Annotated in this window: 23 protein-coding genes; 6 read left to right on the top strand and 17 right to left on the bottom strand. The window is 71.1% G+C overall.

Features of this window, described 5'->3' with window-relative positions; translation table 11 throughout:
- The first annotated feature begins 9 nt into the window (after window positions 1-9).
- On the top strand, window positions 10-579 hold the full coding sequence (locus tag ACQP2Y_RS06115) for a MerR family transcriptional regulator (protein WP_433725357.1): 570 nt from the start codon (window positions 10-12) through the stop codon (window positions 577-579).
- 3 nt (window positions 580-582) lie between these two features.
- Here the strand turns inward: ACQP2Y_RS06115 and ACQP2Y_RS06120 are convergent, their stop codons facing one another.
- The 12 genes from ACQP2Y_RS06120 to ACQP2Y_RS06175 all read right to left on the bottom strand — a co-directional run bounded on the left by ACQP2Y_RS06120 (window position 583) and on the right by ACQP2Y_RS06175 (window position 13,584).
- Window positions 583-2,115 (bottom strand): ricin-type beta-trefoil lectin domain protein, encoded by a 1,533-nt coding sequence (locus tag ACQP2Y_RS06120; RefSeq protein ID WP_433725359.1) that lies wholly within the window; start codon window positions 2,113-2,115, stop codon window positions 583-585.
- Window positions 2,112-2,753, bottom strand: coding sequence for a type IV pilus modification PilV family protein (locus ACQP2Y_RS06125; RefSeq protein WP_433725361.1), 642 nt, complete (start codon window positions 2,751-2,753; stop codon window positions 2,112-2,114). The genes ACQP2Y_RS06120 and ACQP2Y_RS06125 overlap by 4 nt, the downstream gene beginning before the upstream one ends.
- On the bottom strand, window positions 2,750-4,480 hold the full coding sequence (locus tag ACQP2Y_RS06130) for a putative Ig domain-containing protein (protein WP_433725363.1): 1,731 nt from the start codon (window positions 4,478-4,480) through the stop codon (window positions 2,750-2,752). Before ACQP2Y_RS06130 ends, ACQP2Y_RS06125 begins: the two co-directional genes overlap by 4 nt.
- Window positions 4,481-4,539: 59 nt before the next feature.
- Window positions 4,540-5,142 carry a type 4a pilus biogenesis protein PilO gene (gene pilO, locus ACQP2Y_RS06135; protein ID WP_433725365.1) on the bottom strand — a complete coding sequence of 201 codons (603 nt, stop codon included), beginning with the start codon at window positions 5,140-5,142 and terminating at the stop codon, window positions 4,540-4,542.
- Window positions 5,142-5,855, bottom strand: coding sequence for a hypothetical protein (locus ACQP2Y_RS06140; protein WP_433725367.1), 714 nt, complete (start codon window positions 5,853-5,855; stop codon window positions 5,142-5,144). Before ACQP2Y_RS06140 ends, pilO begins: the two co-directional genes overlap by 1 nt.
- Window positions 5,855-6,880, bottom strand: coding sequence for a type IV pilus assembly protein PilM (gene pilM / locus ACQP2Y_RS06145; RefSeq protein WP_360555318.1), 1,026 nt, complete (start codon window positions 6,878-6,880; stop codon window positions 5,855-5,857). The genes ACQP2Y_RS06140 and pilM overlap by 1 nt, the downstream gene beginning before the upstream one ends.
- A gap of 15 nt (window positions 6,881-6,895) precedes the next feature.
- On the bottom strand, window positions 6,896-7,681 hold the full coding sequence (locus ACQP2Y_RS06150; RefSeq protein ID WP_433725369.1) for a prepilin peptidase: 786 nt from the start codon (window positions 7,679-7,681) through the stop codon (window positions 6,896-6,898).
- A 70-nt stretch (window positions 7,682-7,751) separates the two neighbouring features.
- Window positions 7,752-8,246, bottom strand: coding sequence for a prepilin-type N-terminal cleavage/methylation domain-containing protein (locus ACQP2Y_RS06155; protein WP_433725371.1), 495 nt, complete (start codon window positions 8,244-8,246; stop codon window positions 7,752-7,754).
- A gap of 97 nt (window positions 8,247-8,343) precedes the next feature.
- A complete protein-coding gene (locus tag ACQP2Y_RS06160; RefSeq protein WP_433725373.1) occupies window positions 8,344-9,576 on the bottom strand; it encodes a type II secretion system F family protein in 1,233 nt (410 codons plus the stop codon).
- A 1-nt stretch (window position 9,577) separates the two neighbouring features.
- Complete coding sequence (locus tag ACQP2Y_RS06165) at window positions 9,578-10,714, bottom strand: type IV pilus twitching motility protein PilT (RefSeq protein ID WP_433731780.1); 1,137 nt, start codon at window positions 10,712-10,714, stop codon at window positions 9,578-9,580.
- Between the two features lie 132 nt (window positions 10,715-10,846).
- Window positions 10,847-12,511 carry a GspE/PulE family protein gene (locus ACQP2Y_RS06170; RefSeq protein ID WP_433725375.1) on the bottom strand — a complete coding sequence of 555 codons (1,665 nt, stop codon included), beginning with the start codon at window positions 12,509-12,511 and terminating at the stop codon, window positions 10,847-10,849.
- An 89-nt stretch (window positions 12,512-12,600) separates the two neighbouring features.
- A complete protein-coding gene (locus ACQP2Y_RS06175) occupies window positions 12,601-13,584 on the bottom strand; it encodes a GlxA family transcriptional regulator (protein WP_433725377.1) in 984 nt (327 codons plus the stop codon).
- A 52-nt stretch (window positions 13,585-13,636) separates the two neighbouring features.
- On the opposite strand from ACQP2Y_RS06175, the gene ACQP2Y_RS06180 reads away from it, so the two are divergent.
- Together ACQP2Y_RS06180 and ACQP2Y_RS06185 are read left to right on the top strand one after the other, a co-directional pair.
- Window positions 13,637-14,962, top strand: a complete 1,326-nt coding sequence (locus ACQP2Y_RS06180; RefSeq protein ID WP_433725379.1) for an MFS transporter — start codon at window positions 13,637-13,639, stop codon at window positions 14,960-14,962.
- Window positions 14,963-15,071: 109 nt separating this feature from the next.
- The gene (locus tag ACQP2Y_RS06185; protein ID WP_433725381.1) at window positions 15,072-15,611 is read left to right on the top strand and encodes a snapalysin family zinc-dependent metalloprotease; all 540 of its coding nucleotides are present in this window, start codon (window positions 15,072-15,074) and stop codon (window positions 15,609-15,611) included.
- Between the two features lie 47 nt (window positions 15,612-15,658).
- On the opposite strand, the gene ACQP2Y_RS06190 is transcribed toward ACQP2Y_RS06185, so the two are convergent.
- Window positions 15,659-15,976, bottom strand: coding sequence for an STAS domain-containing protein (locus tag ACQP2Y_RS06190; RefSeq protein WP_360555302.1), 318 nt, complete (start codon window positions 15,974-15,976; stop codon window positions 15,659-15,661).
- A gap of 104 nt (window positions 15,977-16,080) precedes the next feature.
- On the opposite strand from ACQP2Y_RS06190, the gene fxsT reads away from it, so the two are divergent.
- Entirely contained in the window at window positions 16,081-18,501 is a 2,421-nt protein-coding gene (gene fxsT / locus ACQP2Y_RS06195) for an FxSxx-COOH system tetratricopeptide repeat protein (protein ID WP_433725384.1), read from the top strand.
- 3 nt (window positions 18,502-18,504) lie between these two features.
- On the opposite strand, the gene ACQP2Y_RS06200 is transcribed toward fxsT, so the two are convergent.
- The 3 genes from ACQP2Y_RS06200 to fxsA all read right to left on the bottom strand — a co-directional run bounded on the left by ACQP2Y_RS06200 (window position 18,505) and on the right by fxsA (window position 21,929).
- On the bottom strand, window positions 18,505-20,163 hold the full coding sequence (locus ACQP2Y_RS06200; RefSeq protein WP_433725386.1) for a putative bifunctional diguanylate cyclase/phosphodiesterase: 1,659 nt from the start codon (window positions 20,161-20,163) through the stop codon (window positions 18,505-18,507).
- Window positions 20,164-20,240: 77 nt separating this feature from the next.
- Window positions 20,241-21,713, bottom strand: a complete 1,473-nt coding sequence (locus ACQP2Y_RS06205; protein WP_433725388.1) for an aKG-HExxH-type peptide beta-hydroxylase — start codon at window positions 21,711-21,713, stop codon at window positions 20,241-20,243.
- Window positions 21,714-21,716: 3 nt separating this feature from the next.
- Entirely contained in the window at window positions 21,717-21,929 is a 213-nt protein-coding gene (gene fxsA / locus ACQP2Y_RS06210) for an FxSxx-COOH cyclophane-containing RiPP peptide (RefSeq protein ID WP_360831405.1), read from the bottom strand.
- Between the two features lie 184 nt (window positions 21,930-22,113).
- Between fxsA and ACQP2Y_RS06215 the strand changes: the two genes are divergently transcribed.
- Complete coding sequence (locus ACQP2Y_RS06215; RefSeq protein ID WP_360831408.1) at window positions 22,114-22,338, top strand: hypothetical protein; 225 nt, start codon at window positions 22,114-22,116, stop codon at window positions 22,336-22,338.
- Window positions 22,328-22,723, top strand: a complete 396-nt coding sequence (locus ACQP2Y_RS06220) for a hypothetical protein (RefSeq protein WP_360831411.1) — start codon at window positions 22,328-22,330, stop codon at window positions 22,721-22,723. Before ACQP2Y_RS06215 ends, ACQP2Y_RS06220 begins: the two co-directional genes overlap by 11 nt.
- Before the next feature lie 56 nt (window positions 22,724-22,779).
- Here ACQP2Y_RS06220 and ACQP2Y_RS06225 read toward each other — a convergent pair whose 3' ends face one another.
- A complete protein-coding gene (locus ACQP2Y_RS06225) occupies window positions 22,780-23,064 on the bottom strand; it encodes a DUF427 domain-containing protein (RefSeq protein WP_360555289.1) in 285 nt (94 codons plus the stop codon).
- Window positions 23,065-23,156 lie beyond the last annotated feature (92 nt).

Consider the following 23,156-nt stretch of genomic DNA (forward strand, 5'->3'; position numbering starts at 1 on the left):
GTCTCCGTCATGGGCACCTGGAGCGTCGGCGAACTGGCCACAGCCACCGGCCTCACCGTGCGCACCCTGCACCACTACGACGAGATCGGCCTGGCGCGGCCCTCCCTGCGCAGCCCGGCCGGGCACCGGCGGTACACCGACGCCGATGTCCGCCGGCTGCACCGGATCGTCGCGTTGCGCGGCTTCGGCTTCGCCCTGGTCGAGATCGCGGCGCTGCTGGACGGCTCCGGGCCCGAGGCCCGCGAGCTGCTGCGCAGCCAGCTGGACCAGGTCCGCGACCGGATCGCCCGGGCGACGCGGCTGCGGGACCGGCTCGAGGTGGTGCTGGGACAGTTCGACGCCGCGGGCACCCCGTCCGCGGCGGTCCTGGTGACGTTGATCGAGGAGATGACCGCGGTGGAACACACCTACACACCCGAGGAACTGCGCGAGATGGCGACGCGGCGGCAGGCCCTGGCCGCGCAGCTCAGCCCGGAGGAACTGGCCGAGATGGCGGAACGCCGAAGGCGGGCGCGCGAGAGCATGACCCCGGAGCAACTGGCCGAGCTGCACCGCAGCCGTCCGCCCCTGCCGGGGTAAACCTCATCTCTCCCGCGTGTTGGTCAACGTCAGCGGCTCGTTGAGGTTGGCCGGCGCGTTCCACTTCTGGAGCTCCGACTTGCTGCAGACGGCGACCTTGACCTTGGCGGTGCCGTCGGGGTGCGTGTCGGGGTTGGCCACCGTGATGTCGGTGGGAACGAGGCAGTAGCCGTACGAGTCGACGATGCGGTAGCTGGTGGTGTAGTCGCCGGTGTCGCCGTACACGATCCACTTCATGCTCGCGTCGGTGAGCGTGCCGGTGGCGGCACACGGGCCCATCGTGACGTACTTGTTGGCGGCGGTGGACCCGGGGCTCTTGAGGCAGTATCCGGAGTTGGGCGACCGGATGCGCTCCGGTACCGCCCCGACCATCGAGGTCGCCTGGGCGGGAATGGTCCACTTCTGATTCCACGGGATGTTCCCGTCCGGCGACTGCTTGCAGAACCAGACGATCATGTAGCTGAAGGTCGGCGTGAAGTTGGTGACGTCCAGGCAGCGGCTGAACTGCTTGTAGTTCACCAGCTGACCGACCTTCGCCGAGGCCATGCCGGCGCCGACCCCGCTCTGCGGCCGGAAGATGCGCACGTTGTCGCCGCCACCGCAGGCACCCAGCACGACGTCGCTGCCGGCGGTGCCCGCGGTCTTGAGGTTCAGGCAGAAGTCGCCGAGCTTGACCTCCTTCTCCCGGGTGCTGCTGAAGTTGGAGTTGTCGTTCAGGCTCCACTGCTGGCGCGGCGACAAGCCCTCGCACGGCCGGAACACCGCCGGGTCACCGGTTGCCCGCGGGTACGGGACGTCGATGCACATGCCGCTCTGCGCGTCCGAGGTCTCGGAGCCGATCAGTTTGAGGTTGAGATCGGAGGTGTAGCCGAAGCGCTGGTCGCTGCTGCCGCCGGGCTTGCAGACCTGGACCTTGACGCGGGTGCCGGCGATCGGGGAGGCGTCCTTCCCCGCGTCCATGCACAGCGGGTTCGTGGTGGGCGAGGCGAGCTGGATCGCACCGCCGGTGATGTTCTCGTTGTTGGTCCGGAAGGTGTAGGTCGCCTCGACAGTGCGGGTACCGGGGCTTCCGACGGTCAGCGAGTCGGCTGTCGTCGACCGGCCGCCGGTGGCCGACAACGTGGCCATGACCGGCACATAGATCGGCGGGCAGGGCTGCGGTTCGGGCTCGTCGACGGTGTCGCCGAGCTTGTAGTAGGTGATCGTCACCCGGTAGCGCATCCGGGCGGGCGCCGCGCCGGTGCTCAGGTCGGGCCCGGTGCCGCCGGTCATCGTGCAGGGCGGCAGCAACTCCAGGTCGCCCGCCCCGCTCGCGTTGGTGGCACTGCGCAGCTGACCCAGCGCCATGTCGATACCGGCCTGCGCGGCCTGCAGTTCCTGGGTGCGGTTGGCGACCGCGCGGGTACCGCTGATCTGGGTCACGACCACGGGCACGAGCGCCGCGCTCACCAGGATGCCGACGAGGGTGATCAGCATGGCGAGGGGCATCGAGCCGCGGTCGGAACACGTACCGGTGTCAGTGGTCCGGACGGTCATGACGTGGGTCTCCCTTCGCTGCACGTGTGGGTGGCCGGGGTGTTGCGGGAGGTGTTGAGGGCGGTGAAGGTCGTGTCCACCGTGGCGACGCCGGTGCCGACCTTGGCGGTCAACCGCACCCGCAACCGCTGGAAGTCCGGGGTGAACGGGACGGCGTCGGCGATGGTGTCGCCCGCCGGTTGGAGCTCGAAGGGCGCGGTGGCGGTGTCCAGCTGCGAGCCGATCGTCTGGTTCGGCCGGGTCTTGACCGCCGGGGTGCCGGGCTGCCACCGGATCAGTTGCAGCACACCCTGGCCGTCGATGTCGTTGTCCTTGACCAGGGGAGGCGCGGTCTGGAGCCGGAGTTGCAGGCACTCCTTGCCGTCGTACGAGGCGAACTCCACGTACCAGGCGGTGCCGACCTTGCCGGGCTGCGCGATCCAGGACGCGTAGCGCAGCTCCCGGTCGAACCGTTGGAAGGCGAGCTGGAGCTGGGACCGCGCATCGGCCGTGTTCTCCACCTGCCCGCTGGTCCGGAACACCTGCAGGACGGCGGTGGTGAAGATGACCATCAGGACGCTCATCAGGCCCGCGGTCACCACGACCTCGACCAGCGAGTAGCCCGCCTCGCCCGCGGCACGCCGCCGCGCGCCGGTCACGGAGTCACCTTCCAGGTGAACATCGTGTTCGCCACCCGGCCGCTGTTGTCCTGCACGGTGAGTTTGACGATGTACGTGCCGGTGGTGGTCGGCTTGCCCCCGAACACTCCGCCGGCACTGAAAGTGACACCGGGCGGCAGACCTGAGGAGGACCACGTACGGCCGGCGGAACCGTTGGAGGCGGTGGCGTTCCCCGGCAGCGCGGCGGCGATCGTGCTGGTCCGGTCCACGAGCGGGCTGGTCACCCGGAGGTCGTTGTTCTGCGGGGTCACGTTGCAGACCACGGTGACAGTCGCCGTGCCGCCGGCACTGTCGGTGACGACCGCGGTCACGACGTACCGGGTTCCGTTGGTGGCGACGCCGGTCACCACGCCCGCGGTGCTCATGGAGAAGCCGTCGGGCAGCCCGGACGCCTGCCACGTGTACGGCGGCAGGCCACCGGAGACCGGCACGGTGAAGTTTCCGGCGCTCGAGCCGCTGGCGAAGGTCTGCGTCGGCGGGGTGGCCGCCTGAACCTGGGTGAGCACCCGCCAGCCGAACGACACCGAGGCGGTCTTCTTGCCGGCGTCGACCACGGTCACCGTGACGGGCTGCATGGTCTTGGCCTCGGTGGTGGGGTTGCCGGTGATCACACCGGTCGACGTGTTGATCGTCAGCCCGGCCGGCAGGCCGGTGGCCGACCACACCCTCGGCGTGTGTCCTCCGGTGACGGCGATGGCGAGGTTGACGCCGATGCCGATCCGGCTGGTCTGATCGCCGGGGCTGGTCAGCGCGGGCGGTTGGGCGATGGCCCAAGTGAACGTCGCGTCGTCGGTCTTGCTGTCCCGGTCCGTCACCACGACGGTGACCGACGAGGAGCCCACGGTCGTCGGGGTCCCGGTGATCGTGCCGGTGCCGGGATCCAGGGTCAGGCCCGGCGGCAGCCCGGTCTGCGTCCAGGTACGCGGCAGCCAGCCACCGGTGGCGGCCAGTTGCAGGTTGGCGGCCTCGTTGACGTAGCCGTACTGGGTCGGCGGCGTGGTGACCGTGGGCGGCGGGCGCTTGATGTCGAAGATCGGGTCCGTACCGGGACTGACCAAGGTGGTGGCCACGTAGGCGCACACCCCCTGGACACACGATCCCTGCGTCACCGACCTGCGGGCGGTCCAGGTGACGGCGACGACGACCTGGAAGAAGGCCACGTCGGTGGCCTGCGTGAGGGCAGGGGCGCAGTCGGCGACCACCGTCTTGGACGGATCGACCCGGGGCTGCCAGCAGCGACCGACGTACCAGTTCTGGCTGTACCGCGTCCCGTAGACCGTGACGACGCGTGGCTCGGTGGGCAGCGGCGCGGCGGCGCCGGCGAGGACATCCGCCGGATCCCAGTCCTGCTTCATCGTGGTCAGGTAGGCACGCACCCGATCGGGGGCGTCCGCCCACTGCTTCTTGGTGGTCTGCTCGCCCCGGCCGACCAGCAGCGACGACGGCTTGAGCGCGCGGGCGCGTTCGAGGGCGTCGTTGGCGATCTCGACCGCGGCCTGCTCATCGCGCTGCTGGGACACCATCACCACCGAGGTGACCAGGAAGGGCAACATCGCGGTCATCACGGTGCCGATCACCGCGAGGGCGACGATCACCTCGACGACCGACAGTCCGTCGTCGCCGGTCCCGCGCAGACGCGGGCCGCCTGCCCGGACCGGCTTCCGCGGTCCGTGGCATGTCGCGACGATGGCTCGATCGGTCGGCATACCCTTCCGTTCTCTCAGGTCTGGTCGTTCCATCGGTCACGGCCGCCGGTGGTTGAGGTTCAATCCGAGGTGACGATCGGGGCCCCGGCTCCGGCCGGCGGCGCCACGAACGCCTTCAGGCTGAGGTTCAGGCTCATCGTCCGCGCCGCGCCCTTAGCGTCGCCGCCCTCGTCGCTGAGACCAGCGGTCTGGATCAGCACCGCTCGCTTCTGGCCGGAGTCCTGCAGCTCGTCGAGAAACGCACCGAGCTTGGCGACGGGCCCCTCCGCGGTGAGCTGGATCGGCAGGGACCAGACTCCGGGCACGTCCTTCTCCGCCGTCGGAAGGCCGACGGTGACACCGCTGACGTCGACGCCCACCTTGGTGCCCGACGACTGCAACTGGCGCAGGAACGCCGGCACGCTGGACCCGGTGGGCAGCGCGGCCGTATTGGCGTTGCGCTGGCGGGTGAGTTCGCCGATCTGCGCCTGGGCAGCCGCCAGCTTGGCGGTCCGCGCGCGCAGCTGGGCAGCCTGTGTCTCGGTCGTACCGGTCTGTTCCCGCAGGTCCGCGGCCTCGGTACGTTGGGGGCCGACGAGCAGCAGCCAGGTGACGAGCACGAGCAGGGCGACGACGGCCACACCGGCGATCAACCACAGCCGGTCGGCGTGCCGGGTACGCATCACTTACCTCCTGCGGGCTTGCACGCTTGGGTGAACCGGCCGCAGAGCGCCGTCTGCGTGATGTCGACGGTGAGGCTGAACGTGACCCCGTCCTTCTCGTCCGTCGCCACACTCGTGATGTACGGGTTCGCGACCACGGTCTCCTTGGCCAGGGCGTCGACGTACGCGGCGACAGCCTGCTTGTCCGGCCCGGATCCGGACACCGTGAGAGTGCCGACGGCGGCCGTGCTGTTCGTGCGGGGCAGCGTGTTGGCCGCGGAGGTCCCGCCGCCCTCCGCGCCGTTGATCCGGCCGTTCACGCCGTCGACCTGGATTCCCGACGGTGCGCCGGCGTTGCGGACCGTGTTCAGCAGGGCACTCCAGTCGAGGTCGTCCGCCATCACCGCCTTGAGCTGGGTGCTGAGTGCGGTGATCTCGTTCTGCACCTGAACGGTCTTGGCATAGGTGCGCTGCTCGCGCTGCAGGTCCGTGACCCTGACCGTGGCCGCGTCGAGGTCGCGTTCGGCGGCCAGCTTCTCGCTGCGGGCCATGGTGAACCAGGCCGCGCACAACGCGGCGACGAGGACGACCATCACGACCACCCAGATCAGGGCGCGGCGGGCCCGGCGGGCGGCGATGGTCTCCTCGGGCAGCAGGCTCGCCGAGATCATCGGGATCCGGTTGGCCCGCTGGGCCGATACGGCCGGATCGATCGGCATCAGGGTCGTGGCCATCAGGCTGCCGCTCCCAGGGTCAGGCCGATCGACACCGCTGCCGACGGCACGAAACTGTCGAATCCGTGCTGGCGGGCCGCGCGCGTGTCGCGCAGGCGGCCGGCGGCGTCGGCGTACATGACCTGGACTCCGAGCTGGTTTTGGATGTGCTCGGCGAGGCCCGGCATCAGGGAACTGCCACCGCACAGGGAGACCCGGGTGACCTGCTTCTGCCGCTCACCGGAGGCCAGGTAGGTGAACGAGCTGCGCAGCTCGTTGACCAGCGGCCGGATCGCGTCGGCGACCGCGGCCGCGGTGTCCGGCCGGTCGTCGCCGTGCAGGCCGTAGCGGCACTTGAGCGCCTCGGCCTCCGCCGGCGTGGTGCCGAGCCGGGTGGCGATGCTGGCGGTGATCTCGACGCCGCCGCGCGGCACGGTGCGGACGATCAGCGGCTCGCCGTCGGCGTGCACGACCACGCTGGTGACCTCGGCGCCGATGTCCACGATGGCCTCGACCTGGGAATCCAGCCGGGACGCGGCCCGCAGCATCGCGAACGAGCCCAGGTCGACGTTGACCACGCGCAGTCCGGCCTTCTCCACGGCGTCGACCAGTGCCATCACGGCGTCCTTGGGCATGGCGATCAGCAGCCCGCGCACGGTGGGGCTGTCGCCCGGATCCTCGAGCGGGCGGAAGTCCAGCAGGGAGCGCTCGACGGCCAGCGGCAGCATGTCGCGCACCTGGAAGGGCAACGACCTGCGCATCTCCTTGGCGGGCAGATTGGAGACGGACGTCTCGCGAACCACCAGCTGCGGGTTGGTGACGCCCAGCATGACCTTCTTGGTGGTGAACTTGCAGGCGGCCCAGAGCTGCTTGAGGGCCGAGGTGACCGCGATCGGGTCCTCGAGCACGCCGCCCTGCACGGTGCCCGGGGGCAGCGGCACCTGGCCGAAGTTGCTCAGGGAGTACTCGTCCTTCGCGCGGCGGACCTCCACGGCGCGGATGGACGACGAGCCGATGTCCAGCCCGATCGGATTGACGCCAGCCATCGGTTTCCTTCCTCGTCAGGCGGTGGGGAGGAGCAGGGATGCGTACCAGTCGGTGATCGGTGCCGCGGCGAAGACGGCCAGGAAGGCGCCGGCGAGCATGTACGGCCCGAACGGGATCCGGCTCTTGCGACCGGCCAGCCGGGTGGCCATCAGCATCACGCCGACGACCCCGCCGAGCAGGAACGCCGCGAAGGCACCGACCGCCACCGGGCCCCAGCCCAGCCAGCCGAGGTAGAAGCCGAGCAGCGGCGCGAGCTTGACGTCACCGCCGCCCATGCCGCCGAAGTGGGCCAGCCCGCGATAGAGGACCCAGAGCAGCGCCGCGGCGGCGAGCCCGCGGACGATCGGGGCCGGCCCGTCGCCGAGCAGCGCGGCCGGCACCAGCAGCGCGGCCGCGACCAGGTAGGACGGCAGCACGATGGCGTTCGGCAGCCGCATCACGTCGAGGTCGATCAGGGCGAGGGCGATCGCGACGGCGGCCAGGTAGAGGTAGGCGGGCAGGGCCCAGGACAGGCCGAACCGGGCGGCCACGGCCACGAAGAGGGCCGCGGTGCCGGCTTCGACTAGCGGATAACGGACGCTGATCGGGGTACGGCAGTCGGCGCACCGGCCGCGCAGCAGCAGCCAGCCGAGTACCGGGACGTTGTGCCGGTTGCGGACCGCGGCACCGCATTGCGGGCAGTGTGAGCCGGGGCGGATCAGGGATTCGTCGCGGGGGACGCGGTGGATGACGACGTTGAGAAACGAACCCACGGCTAGGCCGAGCAGGGCGACGATGCCGAGCAGCATGGGCTGGGGCATGACGATCCTCCTCGGTCTTTGTCGGTGGGTGACTCCGGGTGGCGCCGGCTCGGCGCCACCCGGAAACGGATCAGGAGGTGGTGAGGCTGGCGCAGTTGGTGACGTCGGGGCTGGCCCCGGTGGCGGGCTTTACGGAGCCACCCTTCGAGCTGTCGTAGATGTAGACCTTGCCGGTGCCGCCCTCGTTCGTGGCACAGATCTTGTAGCTGCCGGCCGTGCCGGCCAACTGGGTGAAGTGGTAGACCATCTTGGTGTTGTCCGACAGCGTGACGTGCTTGGGACTGGTGGCCGTGGGGCTGGCGTCGAGGCTGAAGCTGACGGTCTGCGGGCCGACGGTAGCCGGGTACTTGTTGCCGTTGTCCGTGTACCACTGCTCGACCGCGCTGACCGCGCCGCGCACGTCGGACTGGGCCGACTTGTCGGCGGCGCCCTGGCGGTAGTTCAGGTAGACCGGGACGGCGATGGCGACCAGCACGCCGATGATGACCACGACGACCAGGAGCTCGATGAGGGTGAAGCCCTCGTCCTGCTTCTTCGCGCGCATCCGGCTGATGATGTCCTGCATTTGGGGTGCCTCCAGTGGCGTCAGGGGTGGGGATGGGGTTGCTCGGGCTCGGGCGCCCGACGTCGACCGGAGACCGGTCGCTTTCTCGCCCAGGGCGTCAGTTGCCCTGGATGTTCTGGTAAATGGTGAACATCGGTAGGTAGAGACAGATCACCATTCCGCCAACCACGGAGCCCATGACGAGGACCATGATCGGTTCGATCGAAGCAGTCAGGGACTCGGCAGCGCTGTCGACTTCCCTGTCATAGAAATCGGCAACCTTGTCGAGCATCTGACTGATTTGACCGCTTTCTTCGCCCACTTCGATCATCTGGGTGACCATCTCGGGGAAGACTTTGTGCTGGCGCATGGCCGAGGACATCGGCTGCCCGTCGCGTACGGCCGACTGGACGTCGCGCATGGCGATATTGATGATCTCGTTGCCGGTGGTCTCGCCGACCACGGCGAGCGCCTGCATGACCGGTACGCCGACGTTGAGCAGCAGGCCGAGGTTGCGCGAGAACCGGCTCATCGCCAGCTTGCGGAAGAGCGGGCCGAAGACCGGCATGCCGAGCTTCACCTTGTCGACCTTGAGGCGGAACTCTTCGCTCGAGCGCATCTTGCGCTTGTAGAAGACCGCCCCGCCGATGCCGAGGCCGAGCGCCAGCGGCCCGATCCACCACATGTTGTGGCTGGTGTCGACCAGGAACTGCGTGATGGCCGGCAGCTCGCCGCCGAGATTCTTGAACATCGCCTCGAAGATCGGGACGATGAAGATCAGCACAGCGGCGATCATGACGAAGGTGAAGGCCAGCACGATCGCCGGATAGGTCAGCGCACCCTTGATCTTGCCGCGGAGCGCGGTGTCCTTCTCCAGGCTGGCGGCGATCTGCTCCAACGCGCTGTCGATCATGCCGCCCGCCTCGCCGGCGCGGATCATCGCGACCATCAGGCGGGGGAACACCTTGTCGTGCTTGGCCATGGCGGCCGAGAGCGACACGCCACCGGCCACATCGGTACGCATCTCGCCGGTCGCCCGTTTGAGCGGGACCGCGCTGGTCTGCTCCTCGAGGATCGACAGCGAGCGCAACAGTGACATGCCCGACCCGGTCATCGTGGAGAACTGCCGCGCGAAGACCGCCAGATCCTTCAGCTTGGTCCGGTTGCCCAGACCCGGGATCTTGAGATCCCGGTTGATGCCCTGACCGGCCTGGGTCAACTCCAGCGGGGTCTCGCCACGCTGCCGCAGCGCGTGCGTGGCCGCGGTCTCGTTGGCCGCCTCCACGGTGCCTTTCGACTTGCGGCCGTTGGCGTCGATGCTGTTGTAGTGGAAGGTCTTGGTGGCCGGCATGTCACATCCGTCCGATCAGGCGCTTGAGCTCTTCCTGGGAGTGGCAGATCTCGAGGGCGGCCTGCATGGAGACCACGCCCTCGCGGACGCGCTCGGCCAGGTGCTGGTCGAACGCCAACATGCCGTCGTTGCCGCCGGCCTGCATGAAGGACGGGATCTGGTGGGACTTGCCCTCGCGGATCAGGCTCCGGATGGCCGGTGTCGCGGTGAGGATCTCGCAGATCACCGCCCGGCCCTTGCCGTCGGCCCGCGGCGCGAGCGCCTGCGTGACGACACCCTGCAGGCTGGCCGCGAGCTGGGCCCGGATCTGCAGCTGCTGGTGCGGGGGGAAGATGTCGATGACGCGGTCGATCGTCTGGGTCGCGCTCTGCGTGTGCAGCGTCGCGAGTACGAGGTGACCGGTCTCGGCGGCGGTCAGCGCCGTCGCGGTCGTCTCGAGGTCCCGCAGCTCACCGACCAGGATGATGTCGGGATCCTGGCGCAGCGCGTGCTTGAGTGCCTGCGGGAAGGTCTCCGTGTCGGAGCCGACCTCCCGCTGGTTGACCAGGCTGCGCTTGTGCGGGTGCAGGAACTCGATCGGGTCCTCGATGGTGATGATGTGCGCGGCGCGACTGCGGTTGGCCAGGTCCAGCACCGAGGCCAGAGTGGTGGTCTTGCCCGAGCCGGTCGGGCCGGTCACCAGCACCAGGCCGCGCGGCAGGTGCGCGAAGCGGGACACGGAGTCCGGCATGCCCAGCTCGTCCAGCGGCTTGATGGTGTGCGGGATGGCCCGGAAGACCACGCCACAGGAGTTGCGCTGGATGTAGAGGTTGCCGCGGAACCGGGAGACCCCGGTGATGCTGTGCGCGAAGTCCATCTCCTGGTCGCGCTCGAACGTCTCCCACTGCTGGGGGGAGACGGCGGCGCGGGCCAGCAGGGCGGTGTCGGCGGAGTTCAGTTTGCCGTAGCCGGGCAGCGCCCGCAGGGTGCCGTCGACGCGGATCATCGGCGGAGAGCCGACGGTCAGGTGCAGGTCGGAGCCGCGGGCCTCGACGAGCGAGATCAGCATCTGGTCCAGCACGGCCAGGTCGCCCGGGCCGGGCGCGGCCGGGTCAACCGGTGCCGCCTGCGGCGGTACCTCGTGGTCGAGCGTGTACATGAGCTGCACCGGCAATCTCGTCGTGAAGGCTGACGCCTATTCATTCGGCATCGCGGGGGGCTGGTTTAGGACGGTTTTCGCGAGAAATCCACGGGCGCTCGAAGCGCGCGATACTCTGCCGGCGCCCGCCGGTCAGACCGCGACGCGCGAGACCTCGCGGATGGAGGTGAGCCCGCCGGCCGCCTTGGCCAGGCCGTCCGAGCGAAGCTCGTACATGCCCTGGTCGAGCGCCACCTCGCGGATCTCGTTGGAGGAGGCCCGGCGGATGGCCAGCGACTCGATCTCCGGCGAGATCGGCATGACCTCGTGCAGCGCGACCCGGCCGCGGTAGCCGGTGTTGGCGCAGTTGCGGCAGCCCACCGGCCGGTAGAGCGCTTCGGGGATCTTGAGGTCGTGCACCGGCCAGCGGGCGCCCTCGAGCTCCTCGTCGGTCGGCAGGTACGCCTCCTTGCACCAGTCGCAGAGCCGCCGGGCCAGCCGCTGGGCCAGCACACAGTCCAGCGACGAACCGACCAGGAACGGCTCGATGCCCATCTCGGTGAGCCGGGTGACCGCGCCGGGGGCGTCGTTGGTGTGCAGGGTGGAGAGGACGAGGTGGCCGGTGAGCGACGCCTCGACGGCGATCTGGGCGGTGTTGCCGTCGCGGATCTCACCGATCAGCACGACGTCGGGGTCGGAGCGCAGGATCGCCGGCAGCACGGCCGCGAACGTCAGGCCGGCTTTGGCGTTGACCTGCACCTGGTTCACACCGCGCAAGCGGTACTCGACCGGGTCCTCAACGGTGATGACGTTGATCTCCGGCTTGCTGATCCGGCCCAGGGTCGCGTACAGGGTGGTCGATTTTCCGGAGCCGGTGGGGCCGGTGACCAGGAGCATGCCGTGCGGTTTGGTGAAGGACTCGGAGAAGCGGTTCAGGTTGTGCTGGGTGAACCCGAGCTTGGCCAGGTCCAGATCGATCCCGCCGGTGTCGAGCACGCGGAGCACGATCTTCTCGCCCCAGACGGTCGGCAGCGTCGCCGTCCGGAGGTCCACCTGCCGGTCCCGGATGGTGACCGTGATCCGGCCGTTCTGGGGGATACGCCGCTCGGTGATGTCCACGCCTGACATGATCTTCAGACGGGAGGTCAGCGCTGCCATCACGCCGCGCGGCACCGTGTCGAGCTCGTGCAGGACGCCATCGATGCGGTAGCGCACCCGCATCTCGTCCTCGGTGGGCTCCAGGTGCAGGTCCGATGCGCGGTTCTGGACGGCCTGCTCGATCAGGTTGTTGACGTACCGCACGATCGGCGCGTCGTCCGCGCTGGTCGCCTGGGCCGCCATGGGCTGCTCGTCGAGCGAGCTGTCGGCCAGGTCGCCCAGGTCGCTGGACTCGCGCTGCAGTCGCTCGATGATCCGGCGAACCTCGCTGCGGGCCACCACGACCGGGCGGATGGTCATGCCGGTGGAGGCGCGGATGTCGTCGAGGGCGACCACGTCGCCGGGGTCGGTCACGCCGACGACCAGCTCGCCGTCGTTGATCGCCAGGCCGAGCACCCGGTGGCGCAGGACCACCGGGAGCGGGATGCGCTTGAGCGCGGCCGGGTCAGGCGAGTAACCGACCAGGTCGAGGGTGTTGATGCCGAACGCGGCCGCGGCGGCCGAGGTCAGCTGCTCCTCGGTGACGACCTGGTCGTTGATCAGGACCGCCCGCACCGACCGGCCGCTGCGCTGGGCCTCGTCGGCCGCGGCGTCGACCGCGACCGGGTCGATGCCGATCTGCTTGAGCGCGTCAAGCAGCGGGCGGAAGGTCTGGTCCATGACATCCTCAGGGAAACGGTACGTTCGGGGTACGTCCGTCCCATCGGACACTTATGCCCGTTCCTGAGGCCGCCGGGGCTGGCTGGACGTCACGTCTGACGGAATGCCCGCCGGTAGGCCGACGGCGCGACCCCGATCGTCGCCCGCAGGTGCTGGCGCAGGGCCGTCGCGCTGCCCAGCCCGGACCGCCGGGCGACCACGTCAATGCTGAGATCCGTCGACTCCAGCAGCAGCCGGGCGTGGGCCACCCGCTGCTGGAGCAGCCACTGCAGGGGGCTGAGCCCGGTCTCGTCACGGAACCGCCGGGTGAACGTGCGCACGCTCATCCGGGCGTGCCCGGCCAGCTCCTCCAGGCTCAGCTGCTCGGCCAGCCGGCTCAGCGCCCAGGCCCGGGCCGGTTCCGTGCCGGCGCCCGCCACCGCCGGCACCGGCTGCTCGATGTACTGGGCCTGGCCGCCGTCCCGCCACGGGGCCACCACGCAGCGCCGGGCCGCCTGGTTGGCCACCGAGCTGCCGTGGTCCTGGCGGATCACGTGCAGGCACAGGTCCACGCCGGCGGCCACCCCGGCCGAGGTGAGGACGTCGCCGTCGTCCACGAACAGCACGTCGAAGTCCCAGTTGACCTGCGGGTACAGCCGGGTCAGCCGCTTGGCCCAGGCCCAGTGGCTGGCGGCGGTGCGCCCGTCGAGCAGGCCGGCCGCGGCCAGCACCGAGGCGCCGGTGCAGATGGAGATGATCCGGGCGCCGCGTGCGTGGGCGGCGCGCAGGGCCTCGGTGACGGCCGGCGAGACCTTGCCGTCGGTCATCGTGGTGCCGCCGCTGACCCCGGGCACGAGCACGGTGTCGGCGGTGGCCAGCGGGCTCAGGTCGTGATCCGGGACGATCTGGAAGCCGCCGCGCTCGGGGCGTACCGGGCCGGGGCCGTCGCCGCAGGTGGTCACCGAGTAGAGGAAGCGGTTGTCGGGATCACGGGCCGCGCCGAAGACCTGCGGGGGGACACCGAGGTCGAAACCGACCACGCCGTCGAGGGCGAGCATCGCCACGGAATGCACCATGGCCCGATTCTTGCGCATGATGGCCTCCCGGCCACTCGTCCGTCCGTCTCCACCTCCGCAGAATGATCGGGTGACCCTTCGCCGTCTTCATCCCGCCTGGCTCGTCGCCGCCGTCGCCTTCATCGCGCTGGTCGGCGCGGCCGGCTTCCGCGCCACCCCGTCGGTGATGCTGCAACCACTGCACGACGAGTTCGGCTGGTCGCTGGGCACGATCTCCGCGGCGGTCTCGGTCAACCTCCTGCTGTACGGCCTCACCGCCCCCTTCGCCGCAGCCCTGATGGAGAAGCTCGGCATCCGCCGGGTGGTGGCCGGCGCGCTGGTGCTCGTCTCGGCCGGCAGCGGGCTGACCGTCTTCATGCAGCAGAGCTGGCAGCTGATCCTCTGCTGGGGTGTGCTGGTCGGGCTCGGCACCGGCTCGATGGCGCTGGGCTTCGTGGCGGTCGTGGCCAACCGCTGGTTCGTGGCCCGGCGCGGGCTGGTCGTGGGCGTGCTGACCGCCGGTGGTGCGGCCGGGCAGTTGGTCTTCCTGCCGCTGCTGGCCCGGCTCACGGGAGCTCACGGCTGGCGGGTCGCCGCGCTGACCGTGGCGGCGGTCGCGCTGTCGGTGGTGCCGCTGGTCTGGTGGCGGCTGCGGGACCGGCCCACCGACCTCGGGGTGACCGCGTACGGCGCCGGACCCGACGATGTGGCCTCGCTGCCCGCCGCGGCGCCCGGCGGTGCGGTGCGCGTCGCGTTGCGTTCCCTGGGCCAGGCCGCCCGGACCCGGCCGTTCTGGCTGCTCGCGGGCGGCTTCGCGATCTGCGGGGCGACCACCAACGGGCTGATCGGCACCCACTTCATCCCGGCCGCGCACGATCACGGGATGGCCCCGACCACCGCGGCGAGCCTGCTCGCGCTGGTCGGCCTGTTCGACATCATCGGCACCATCGCCTCCGGCTGGCTCACCGACCGGGTGGACAGCCGCTGGCTGCTGGCCGGCTACTACGCGCTGCGCGGGCTGTCCCTGCTGGTGCTGCCGTCACTGTTCGCCGCGACCGCGCACCCCTCGATGGTGGTGTTCATCCTGTTCTACGGTCTGGACTGGGTGGCCACAGTGCCGCCGACGGTCGCCCTGTGCCGGGAGTACTTCGGTGCCAGTGGTGCGGTGGTCTTCGGCTGGGTCTTCGCCTCGCACCAGTTCGGCGCGGCGATCGCGGCCACCTCGGCCGGCCTGGTCCGCGACCAGCTCGGCAACTACGACGCGGCCTGGTACGGCGCCGGTGCGCTGGCCCTGCTGGCCTCGCTGCTCTCGCTGATGCTGCTGCTGGGCAAGCGCCGCAAGGATGTCGGCCCGGCCGGCCCCGGCATCGGCCTGGCGTTCCCGGCCGCCACCACCTCGGCGGCGCCCGCCTCGTAGCCATCACATGGCGAGAGGCGGCAACCGGTATGGCCGCCGCGCATCGACAATCGTCTCTTTCTGGCTACGGTGTGGACACCCCGTCCCACACCCCCAGGGAGGACCCCCGATGCTGCGCAAGAGACTGCTCGCCGCGCTGGCAGCCGTCGCGATGCTGGTCGGCCTGCAGGTCACCACCGCCGGGCCGGCCGCTGCGGCACCCCGCATCCTGTACTACGACGCCAGCCAGGCAAGTGAGTTCATCTCGGCCGTCAACCAGGGCGCCCAGATCTGGAACAGCCGGGTCACCAACGTCCAGCTCCAGCCCGTCCCGGCCGGCCGGACCCCCAACATCCGGGTGTACGCGGACAACGGCTGGCCCCGCACCTACTCGACCTCGCTGGGCAACGGCCGCTGGTACATGGGCCGTGAGGCGGTCAACCAGGGCTACTACACGCCCCGGATCGCGGCCCACGAGTTCGGCCACATCCTCGGCCTGCCGGACCGCCGTACCGGGCTGTGCACCGACCTGATGTCCGGCAGCAGCGCCCCGGTCTCCTGCCGCAACCCCAACCCGAACACCACCGAAGCGAACACGGTGAACAACAACTTCCGCTCAGCGGCGGTGGCGGCGTCGATCCCGGCCCGCGAGTTCGTCTGGGTCGGCTGACCCTGCTCTCATCGGGCGCGGGCCACCGGTCCGCGCCCGATCTGTGCTCACTCGGTCAGGGTGACGACCTCGAGCACCCCGCTCAGCACCAGGATCTGCCGCACCCCGCGGCTCGGATGGGCCAGCTGGAACTCCACACCCTGGTCCCGGGCCCGCTGGAAGCCGAAGATGATCGCGCCCAGGCCGGTCGAGTCGATGAAGGACAGCTCGGCCAGGTCGACCACGATCGTGGCCGGCCGGCTCTCCAGGGCCTCGACCAGACAGACGCGCACCTGGTCGACGTTCAGGACGTCGATCTCGCCGTGCAGGCGCACGGTGACCACGTCGGCGTCGCGGTCGAGGCTGGTTACGGGTTCTTCGGACACCGGGGCCTTTCCGTTCGGCGCAAGCTTCCGCTGTGGTGATGATTCCACGTACGGTAATCGGCACAACGACAGTAGATGGCCGAGTCACCAGTGGGGAGAGCGGCGTGCCGATCCGGGGTGGGCTGCCGCCGCGCAATTCGCGTTTTGTCGGCCGGGAGAGCCTGCTCGCCGACGTGCGCGGGCTGCTCGGCAACGGCCCGGTGGTGCTGCTGCCCGCGGCCGAGCATCAGCTCGGTGGCACCGGGCGCACCCAGCTCGCCGTCGAGTACGCCTATCGCTACGCCGACACCTACGACCTGGTCTGGTGGATCCCGGCCGAGCAGACCGCCGGTATGCGCGCCGCGCTGGTCGGGCTGGCCAGTGAGCTCAAGCTGCCCGAGGCCCGCGACATCAACCGCACGCTCGGCGCGGTCCGGGACGCCCTGAGCCGCGGCGAGCCGTACCGGAACTGGCTGGTCGTCTTCGAGAACGCGAACCGGCCTGAGGACATCAAGCCCTACCTGCCCAGCGGTGCCGGGCACGTGCTGGTCACGTCCCGCAATCCGCGGTGGACGTCCGAGGTGGCGCAGGCCGTGCCCGTGCCGGTGTTCGACCGTACGGACAGCGTCGACTTCCTGCGCCGGCGCACCGCGGAGCTGTCCACCGACGACGCCGAGCGGCTGTCCGAGCGGCTCGACGACGTGCCCATGGCGCTGGATCTGGCCGCCGCGGTCCGCACGGCGACGGGCTGGAGCGTCGCTGACTATCTGCGGCACTACGACGAGCGGGCCGCCCAGCTCGCCTTCCCGACGCCGATCCGGGTGGCGTGGGGACTGGCCGCCGACTCGCTGCGGGACGCCTCGCCCGCCGCCGCCGAGCTGCTGGAGCTCTGTGCCTTCCTGGCCAGCGCGCCCGTGTCGTGGGAGCTGCTCTGGGCGGCCCGCGGCCTGGTGTCGCCGGAGCTGGCCCGCACGGTGCGCATCGAACGCCGGCTCAAGGCCGCGCTGCGCCTGATCGGCCGGCACGGGCTGGGCGAGCTCGACCCGCCCGGTGACAGTCTGCTCGTGCATCCGCTGGTCCGGGGCATGCTCGGCCAGCAGCTCAGCTCCGAGCGGCACGCCGCCCTGCTGCGTACGGTCCGGGCCATGCTCGCGGCCGCGGACCCGGGCGACCCGGACAACCCCACCCACTGGCCCCGGTACGCGGCCATCGTCCCGCACCTGGTGCACTCCGACGTGCTCGGCGGCGACGCCGAGGAGATCCGCCAGCTGGTGATCAACTGCGTCCGTTTCCTGTACGCCCGCGGCGACTGGGACTCCAGCCGGGACCTGGCGGCGCAGGCGGTGGCGCGCTGGCGCGACAGCCTCGGCGAGACCGACGAGCAGACCCTGCTGGCCTCGTTCCACCTGGCCAACGCGTTGCGGGCGGTCGGCCGTACGGCGGACGCCCGGGCCCTGAACGCGCAGACCCTGCGCTCGCAGCGGGAGGCGCTCGGCGGCGACGACGAGACGACCCTCGCCACGGCCAACAGCGTCGGTGCCGATCTGCGGATGCAGGGCCACTTCAGCCAGGCCCGCCAGCTCGACGCCGACAACCTGGTCCGCTACCGCCGGTTGTTCGGCGAGAGCTTCCCGACCGCCTTGCGCTGCGCCAACAACCTGGCCGTGGACCTGCGGCTGCTCGGCGACTTCCGCGGGGCGCGGGCGCTGGACGAGCAGGTGCTGCGGCACCGGCAGATGATCTTCGTAGAGGGTCATCCCGAGACCCTGTCGTCCCGGGCCGGGCTGGCGTTCGACCTGTTCGGCCTCGGTGACTACGCGGGCGCCACCGCGCTGCTGTCCAACGGGCACGCCGAAGCGCTCGGCGCCGACCATCCGATGGCGTTGTGGGCCGGGCGGTTCGCGGCCATCGCGGCGCGCCGGCGGGGGCTGCCACAGGCCCGTGAGCTGGCCGCGACCAACGTGGAGCTGTACAGGCAGAAGTTCGGCGACCTGAACGTGGAGACGCTCGGTGCGCTGGTCTCGCTGGCCAACTGCGCCCGCGAGGACGGGGACCTGGAGGAGGCGCACCGGCTGCTGGAACGCGCGGTGGTCCGCTATCACGCGGTGCTGGGCGACGAGCACCCGTTCACGCTGGCCGCGGCGGCGGACCTGGCCGGGGTCGTCCGGGCCGGTGGCCGGTTCGCGGAGGCCCGCACGATCGACACCGAGGCGCTGGGCGGGCTGCGGCGCAGCGTCGGCGCCGACCATCCGTTCACGCTGAGCTGCGCGAACGGCCTGGCCGCCGACCTGCTGGCCACCGGTGACGCGCAGCAGGCCCGCGAGATCGCCCTGGACACGGTCTCCCGGTCGCGGGCGCTGCGCGGAGCTTCGCATCCGGACACGCTGGCCTGCGCGTTCAACGTGGCGCTGGACGCCGGCGACGAGCCGTCGATGCACGCCGCCGTCGAGGAACTGCAGAAGGCGTACGGCGAGGGCCACCCGTTGCTGGCCCGGGCCCTGGCCGGGGTCCGCCTGGAGACCGAGATCGAGCCGCCGCCGCTGTAAGCCCTACGCCGACAGCGCGGACTGCCTGTTCAGCAGGGATGTCAGGTCGTCGGCCGGCATCGGGCGGGCGAAGTGGTAGCCCTGGGCCTGGGCGCAGTCCAGCTCGCGCAGCCGGCTGGCCTGGGTGGCGTCCTCGACGCCCTCGGCGACCGGCGCCAGGTTGAACGTACGGGCGATCTGCAGCACCGCCTCGGCCACCGAAGCGCCGTTGCCCTCCTGCATGGCCTGCACGAACGACTTGTCGATCTTCACCACGTCGACGGGCAGCGTGCCCAGGTGGCTCAGCGACGAGAAGCCGGTGCCGAAGTCGTCCAGCGCGATCCGCACGCCGAGGCTCTTGAGCGCGCCCAGCACCCGGGCCGACTCGATCAGGTCGACCAGCGCGACCGACTCGGTCAGCTCCAGCACCAGCAGCGCGGGCGGCAGACCGGTGCGCTCCAGCACCGCGCGGACCTCGTCGACCAGCGCGGGATTGCCGAGCTGGCTGGCCGACAGGTTGACGTTGAGCTCGAAGCCGGGCTCCTGCGCCTGCCACAGCGCGGCCTGCCGGCAGGCCTCCTCGAGCACCCAGCCGCCGAGCCGCGGGAGCAGGCCCAGCGTCTCGGCCAGGTCCAGGAAGGCGATCGGGGGCAGCAGCCCGCGCACGGGGTGGTTCCAGCGGACCAGCGCCTCGACGCCGACCGTACGCTCGCCGTCCAGGTCGACGATCGGCTGGTAGTGCACCTCGAACTCGCCGTCGTCGAGCGCGCGGCGCAGGTCCGCCTCCTCCTGCCGGCGCTGCTCGGCCACGGCGAACTGGGCCGGGTCGAAGCGCCGGGCGACGCCCTTGCCGTCGGCCTTGGCCTGGTACAACGCCAGGTCGGCCTCGCGCATCACGTCGTCGACGGCCATGCCGCTGCCCCGGGTCAGGGCGATGCCGGCGCTGGCCGGGATGGTCAGCACGGTGTCGCCGATGACCAGCGGCTGGCTGAGGTCGCGCAGGATCCGGTTGGCCACGGTGTCGGCGATCCGGTCGTCGACCAGGCGGGGGAGCAGCACCACGAACTCGTCGCCGCCGAGGCGGGACACGGTGTCGTTGGTCCGCACGTTCGCGGTGAGCCGTTCCGCCGCCGTCCGCAGCAGCTCGTCGCCGGTGGCGTGCCCGTACGTGTCGTTGACCTCCTTGAACCCGTCCAGGTCGAACAGGATCACGGCGGTCATCGTGTCGTCGGCGTCCGCGAGGGCGTCGGTGGCGTGGTCCATGAACAGCTTGCGGTTGCCGAGCTCGGTCAGCGGGTCGCGGAACGCCTGCCGGGCGAGCTGGGCGCGCTGCCGGGTCAGGTCACGGACCAGACCCTCGTTGGTGCGCGCGCCGAGGAACTGCCGGACCAGGATGATCGCCGCGACGGCGATGACGAGCCAGCTCAGGCCCGGGCTGATGGTGCCGCTGCGGGCGAGCCCGGCGGCGGCCGTCAGCACGGCGGCGGCCACGGGGGCGTACTGCACCAGCGGCCGGCGCTCGGCCAGCACGAGCACGCCCAGGCCGAGGAGCCCGACCGCGCCGAGGCCGATGAGCACACCGGCGACACCACGCGCTTGCTCGCCGACCATCAGCGGCCACGCGAGCAGCAGCAGCGACGTGAAGATCATGGTGCCGTCGACCACCCGACGCACACGATCCATGGTCTTCCCGGTCCGACCCATGCCTCACCTCCGACAGGAGCCCTCATCGGTGGGCGGGGGGCGTTCCTGAGCGATCTTCAGGAAGAAAGCCAATCGGCCAGGGCCAGCGGATCGACGGCCGGGTCACCCAGCGTGCGGTGGACGGCGGCGACCACCTCCGGTGTGTCGCGCAGGGCGCCCCCGGCCCCGCTGAGCGCGAGCCCGGTCCAGGCCGCGTCGTCCCCCGGGTCCGTGCCGACCCTCTTCCGGTACGCCCGCAGCGCCGCCGCCGCATCACCCCGCACGTAAGCCAGATCACCGTCGGCCGCGCCCGCCGGGGCCGGCTCTCCGCGCAGCGTGGCGTGGATGAGGTCGAGGCGGCCGCTGGCCTCCAGGGCCCGGCGCGGCGCCGGACGCAGTGGGGACTCGACCCGGGGCGCAGGCCGGCCCTGCGTCCACGCGTCCGCGAGCAGCCGGGCGTCCCGTGGCTGCACGTGGCGGTTACGCAGCCGCCAGCGCAGGTAGTGGTCGGAGTTGGCGGCGGTGGCGAGCCGGGCGACTGCCGCCGGCACCTCGTCGGCGAGCCACGACCGCACCTCGGCCCGCAGCGCGGTCACGAAGCGGGTGCCGGCCGCGGTCAGCGTGCCGCCGGCGAGCAGCCCGTCCGCCGCGCTCAGCACGGCCGCCCGCCAGCGGGCGAACTCGAACGCAGCCAGCGGGTCCGCGCGCCGGGTGCGCCAGAACCGGGTGACCGTCAGGTAGGCGTAGGCGCCGTGCAGGATGCCGGCGGCGGGACGGGGATCGTCCCGCCAGGGGGAGTAGCCCAGCGCGTCCGGCTGGTGGTGCAGGTCGAAGAGGTACTGCACGGCGTTCAGCAGGCTGTGCTGGGTCTCGTGCAGCAGGCCGACCGCGAGGGCGGTGGCGTCGGCCGGCTCGGACATGGCCACCGCGCCGAACGCGTCCACTGAGGTGGCGCTGATCCCGCGGGCGGCCGGATCGGGCACGACGGGCACGATGCAGTCCAGCACCGTGGCCAGCACTTCGGCGTCCGGGCGCAGCTGCTCGACGAGCCGCCGCCAGGCATCGGTCAGCAACTGCTGCCACCGGTCCAGCTCGGCGGTGGTCAGCGTGGGGGCCGGTGGGAGCCCCAGACCGGCGCGCAGCGGGTCGCTGTCCTCGATCCGTACCGTGATCGACCGGCCGTCGTGGGTGGCAGTGAGCTGCCGGGCGGCCGGTCGGGTGACGGCCGCCAGGGTGGCCAGGTAGTCCAGCGGGGCCTGCGGCGGCCGGCCGGCTCGCAGGGCGCTCAGGCAGCGGGTGGCCCACACGCCGACCAGCGGGCGGGCCAGCAGGGCGCGGACTCCGGCCGGATCTTCGCGTTCGGCCGCGACCAGTTCGGCGTACCCCGGGACCGGTACGGCCGCGACCAGCTCCCGCAGCAGGAGCAGATGCTTGCTGAGCTGGGACCGGCGCAGCTCGTCGAGGGTGGCGGCATCCGGGCGGCCCGCGGCGAGCGCGGCGAAGGCCGGGTCGCTGAGCCGGTGCACCGGCAGGGTGGCAGTGGGACCCACGGCTCAGAGGGCCGAGTTGAAGCCGGCGATCGGCTCGCCCGGCCGGGCCAGGTCGTCGGCCAGCCGGCGCAGGCAGTGCGCCAGCACCGAGTCGTCGGTCTCCGCCGGCGGGCCCGCGCCGGCGAGCTCCGCCAGGGACAGCCCGGAGACGTCCACCATGGCGGACCGCCACTCGGGTGTCGCACCGGTGGTGCTCGTACCCCCGTCCACGGGCACCTACCCTCACCTCAGGGCCGGCGCTGCTTGCCGACCGGCAACGATCAATGTATTGCCGCCACATTACGGCGGTCGCCGGGTCGGGTGATGTCCGGGCGTTACCGGACGCTGCGCTCGCCGGGGTTGACGCGGCGTGATCTCATAGGACGCCAACACAGCAAAAGTCGGCAACGGAGGACAAACTGTGCTGGGACGGAACGTGGAGGGTGCGACGAGCTCGGAGGACGAGGTGCACGATCAGATCGACGCCGCGGTCGAGGAGGCCGCAGACGCCGAGGGCAGTCCCGAGCAGCCGGACGCCCCGGTGATGCCGGCCCCGCCGTTCCCCACCTTCTCCAGCCGGCCCACCCTGCCGCACCAGGTGCCGGGCGTGGGTTTCGAGAGCGGACGGGACAGCCGTGCCCGCTGAGGACTCCCGGCCGCAGCTGCCGCGCCGTGGACCCGCGCCGCCCGTCGACCGGATGGACAACGCCGAGCTGGCCCGGCTGGTCGAGGCGGAGCACCCGTACCGGGGCAAGGCGCTCTTCGAGCTCTCGGACCGGATCGCGGTCGACGACGACGCGGCGACCAAGGTGGCGATGCTGAGCCGGCTGACCTCGTTGCGGACCGCGCGGCTCTTCGACCGGGTCTCGCTGGCCTGGTCGGCCATCATCGCGCTGCTGGCGGCGGAGACGCCGCACTCGCGGTCCTCGGCCTACGAGGCGTTCTACGCCCTCGGCGAGGCCGAGCAGCGCGACATGCTGGACTATCTGGAGGTCACCGCGATCGAGGACGCGCACCCCCGGATCGGCTAGCCCCGGATCGGCTGGTTGGCGCGGACCCTTGGGGAGCCCGCGCCGTCGGGTGATCCTCAGGCCTCGACCTTGACGCCCTTCCAGAAGGCGACCCGGTCCCGTACGGCCTTGGCGTCGGGCTTGGGCTCCGGGTAGAACCAGACCGCGTCCTGCGTGACGTGCTCACCTGACTCGAGCGTGTAGTACGACGCCTTGCCCTTCCAGGGGCAGACGGTGTGCGTGTCCGAGGGGCGCAGCACGTCCTCGCGCACCGAGGAGCGCGGGAAGTAGTAGACGCCCTCGACTACCACGGTGTCGTCGCTCTCAGCGATGATCTCGTCGTTCCAGATGGCCTTCGGCATACCCCGAACGTAGCGCGCCACCGGGGCACTGTCCGATACGCGCGGCTTATTCACCTCCCGTGGGTGAAACGTGGTGAGTCGTCCGCACATTG

Origin of the sequence: Actinoplanes sp. CA-051413 (genome assembly GCF_050955795.1) — a bacterium.
GTDB lineage: Bacteria > Actinomycetota > Actinomycetes > Mycobacteriales > Micromonosporaceae > Actinoplanes.

What these genes read in the sequence shown, in the direction of transcription:
- ACQP2Y_RS06165 (WP_433731780.1), bottom strand. Translation starts at nt 10,714, where the DNA reads ATGTACACGCTCGACCACGAGGTACCGCCGCAGGCGGCACCGGTTGAC.
- ACQP2Y_RS06115 (WP_433725357.1), top strand. Translation starts at nt 10, where the DNA reads ATGGGCACCTGGAGCGTCGGCGAACTGGCCACAGCCACCGGCCTCACC.
- pilO (WP_433725365.1), bottom strand. Translation starts at nt 5,142, where the DNA reads ATGCGTACCCGGCACGCCGACCGGCTGTGGTTGATCGCCGGTGTGGCC.
- ACQP2Y_RS06120 (WP_433725359.1), bottom strand. Translation starts at nt 2,115, where the DNA reads ATGACCGTCCGGACCACTGACACCGGTACGTGTTCCGACCGCGGCTCG.
- ACQP2Y_RS06150 (WP_433725369.1), bottom strand. Translation starts at nt 7,681, where the DNA reads ATGCCCCAGCCCATGCTGCTCGGCATCGTCGCCCTGCTCGGCCTAGCC.
- ACQP2Y_RS06225 (WP_360555289.1), bottom strand. Translation starts at nt 23,064, where the DNA reads ATGCCGAAGGCCATCTGGAACGACGAGATCATCGCTGAGAGCGACGAC.
- ACQP2Y_RS06140 (WP_433725367.1), bottom strand. Translation starts at nt 5,855, where the DNA reads ATGGCCACGACCCTGATGCCGATCGATCCGGCCGTATCGGCCCAGCGG.
- pilM (WP_360555318.1), bottom strand. Translation starts at nt 6,880, where the DNA reads ATGGCTGGCGTCAATCCGATCGGGCTGGACATCGGCTCGTCGTCCATC.
- ACQP2Y_RS06170 (WP_433725375.1), bottom strand. Translation starts at nt 12,511, where the DNA reads ATGGACCAGACCTTCCGCCCGCTGCTTGACGCGCTCAAGCAGATCGGC.
- ACQP2Y_RS06200 (WP_433725386.1), bottom strand. Translation starts at nt 20,163, where the DNA reads ATGGATCGTGTGCGTCGGGTGGTCGACGGCACCATGATCTTCACGTCG.
- ACQP2Y_RS06175 (WP_433725377.1), bottom strand. Translation starts at nt 13,584, where the DNA reads ATGCGCAAGAATCGGGCCATGGTGCATTCCGTGGCGATGCTCGCCCTC.
- ACQP2Y_RS06130 (WP_433725363.1), bottom strand. Translation starts at nt 4,480, where the DNA reads ATGCCGACCGATCGAGCCATCGTCGCGACATGCCACGGACCGCGGAAG.
- ACQP2Y_RS06155 (WP_433725371.1), bottom strand. Translation starts at nt 8,246, where the DNA reads ATGCAGGACATCATCAGCCGGATGCGCGCGAAGAAGCAGGACGAGGGC.
- ACQP2Y_RS06160 (WP_433725373.1), bottom strand. Translation starts at nt 9,576, where the DNA reads ATGCCGGCCACCAAGACCTTCCACTACAACAGCATCGACGCCAACGGC.
- ACQP2Y_RS06185 (WP_433725381.1), top strand. Translation starts at nt 15,072, where the DNA reads ATGCTGCGCAAGAGACTGCTCGCCGCGCTGGCAGCCGTCGCGATGCTG.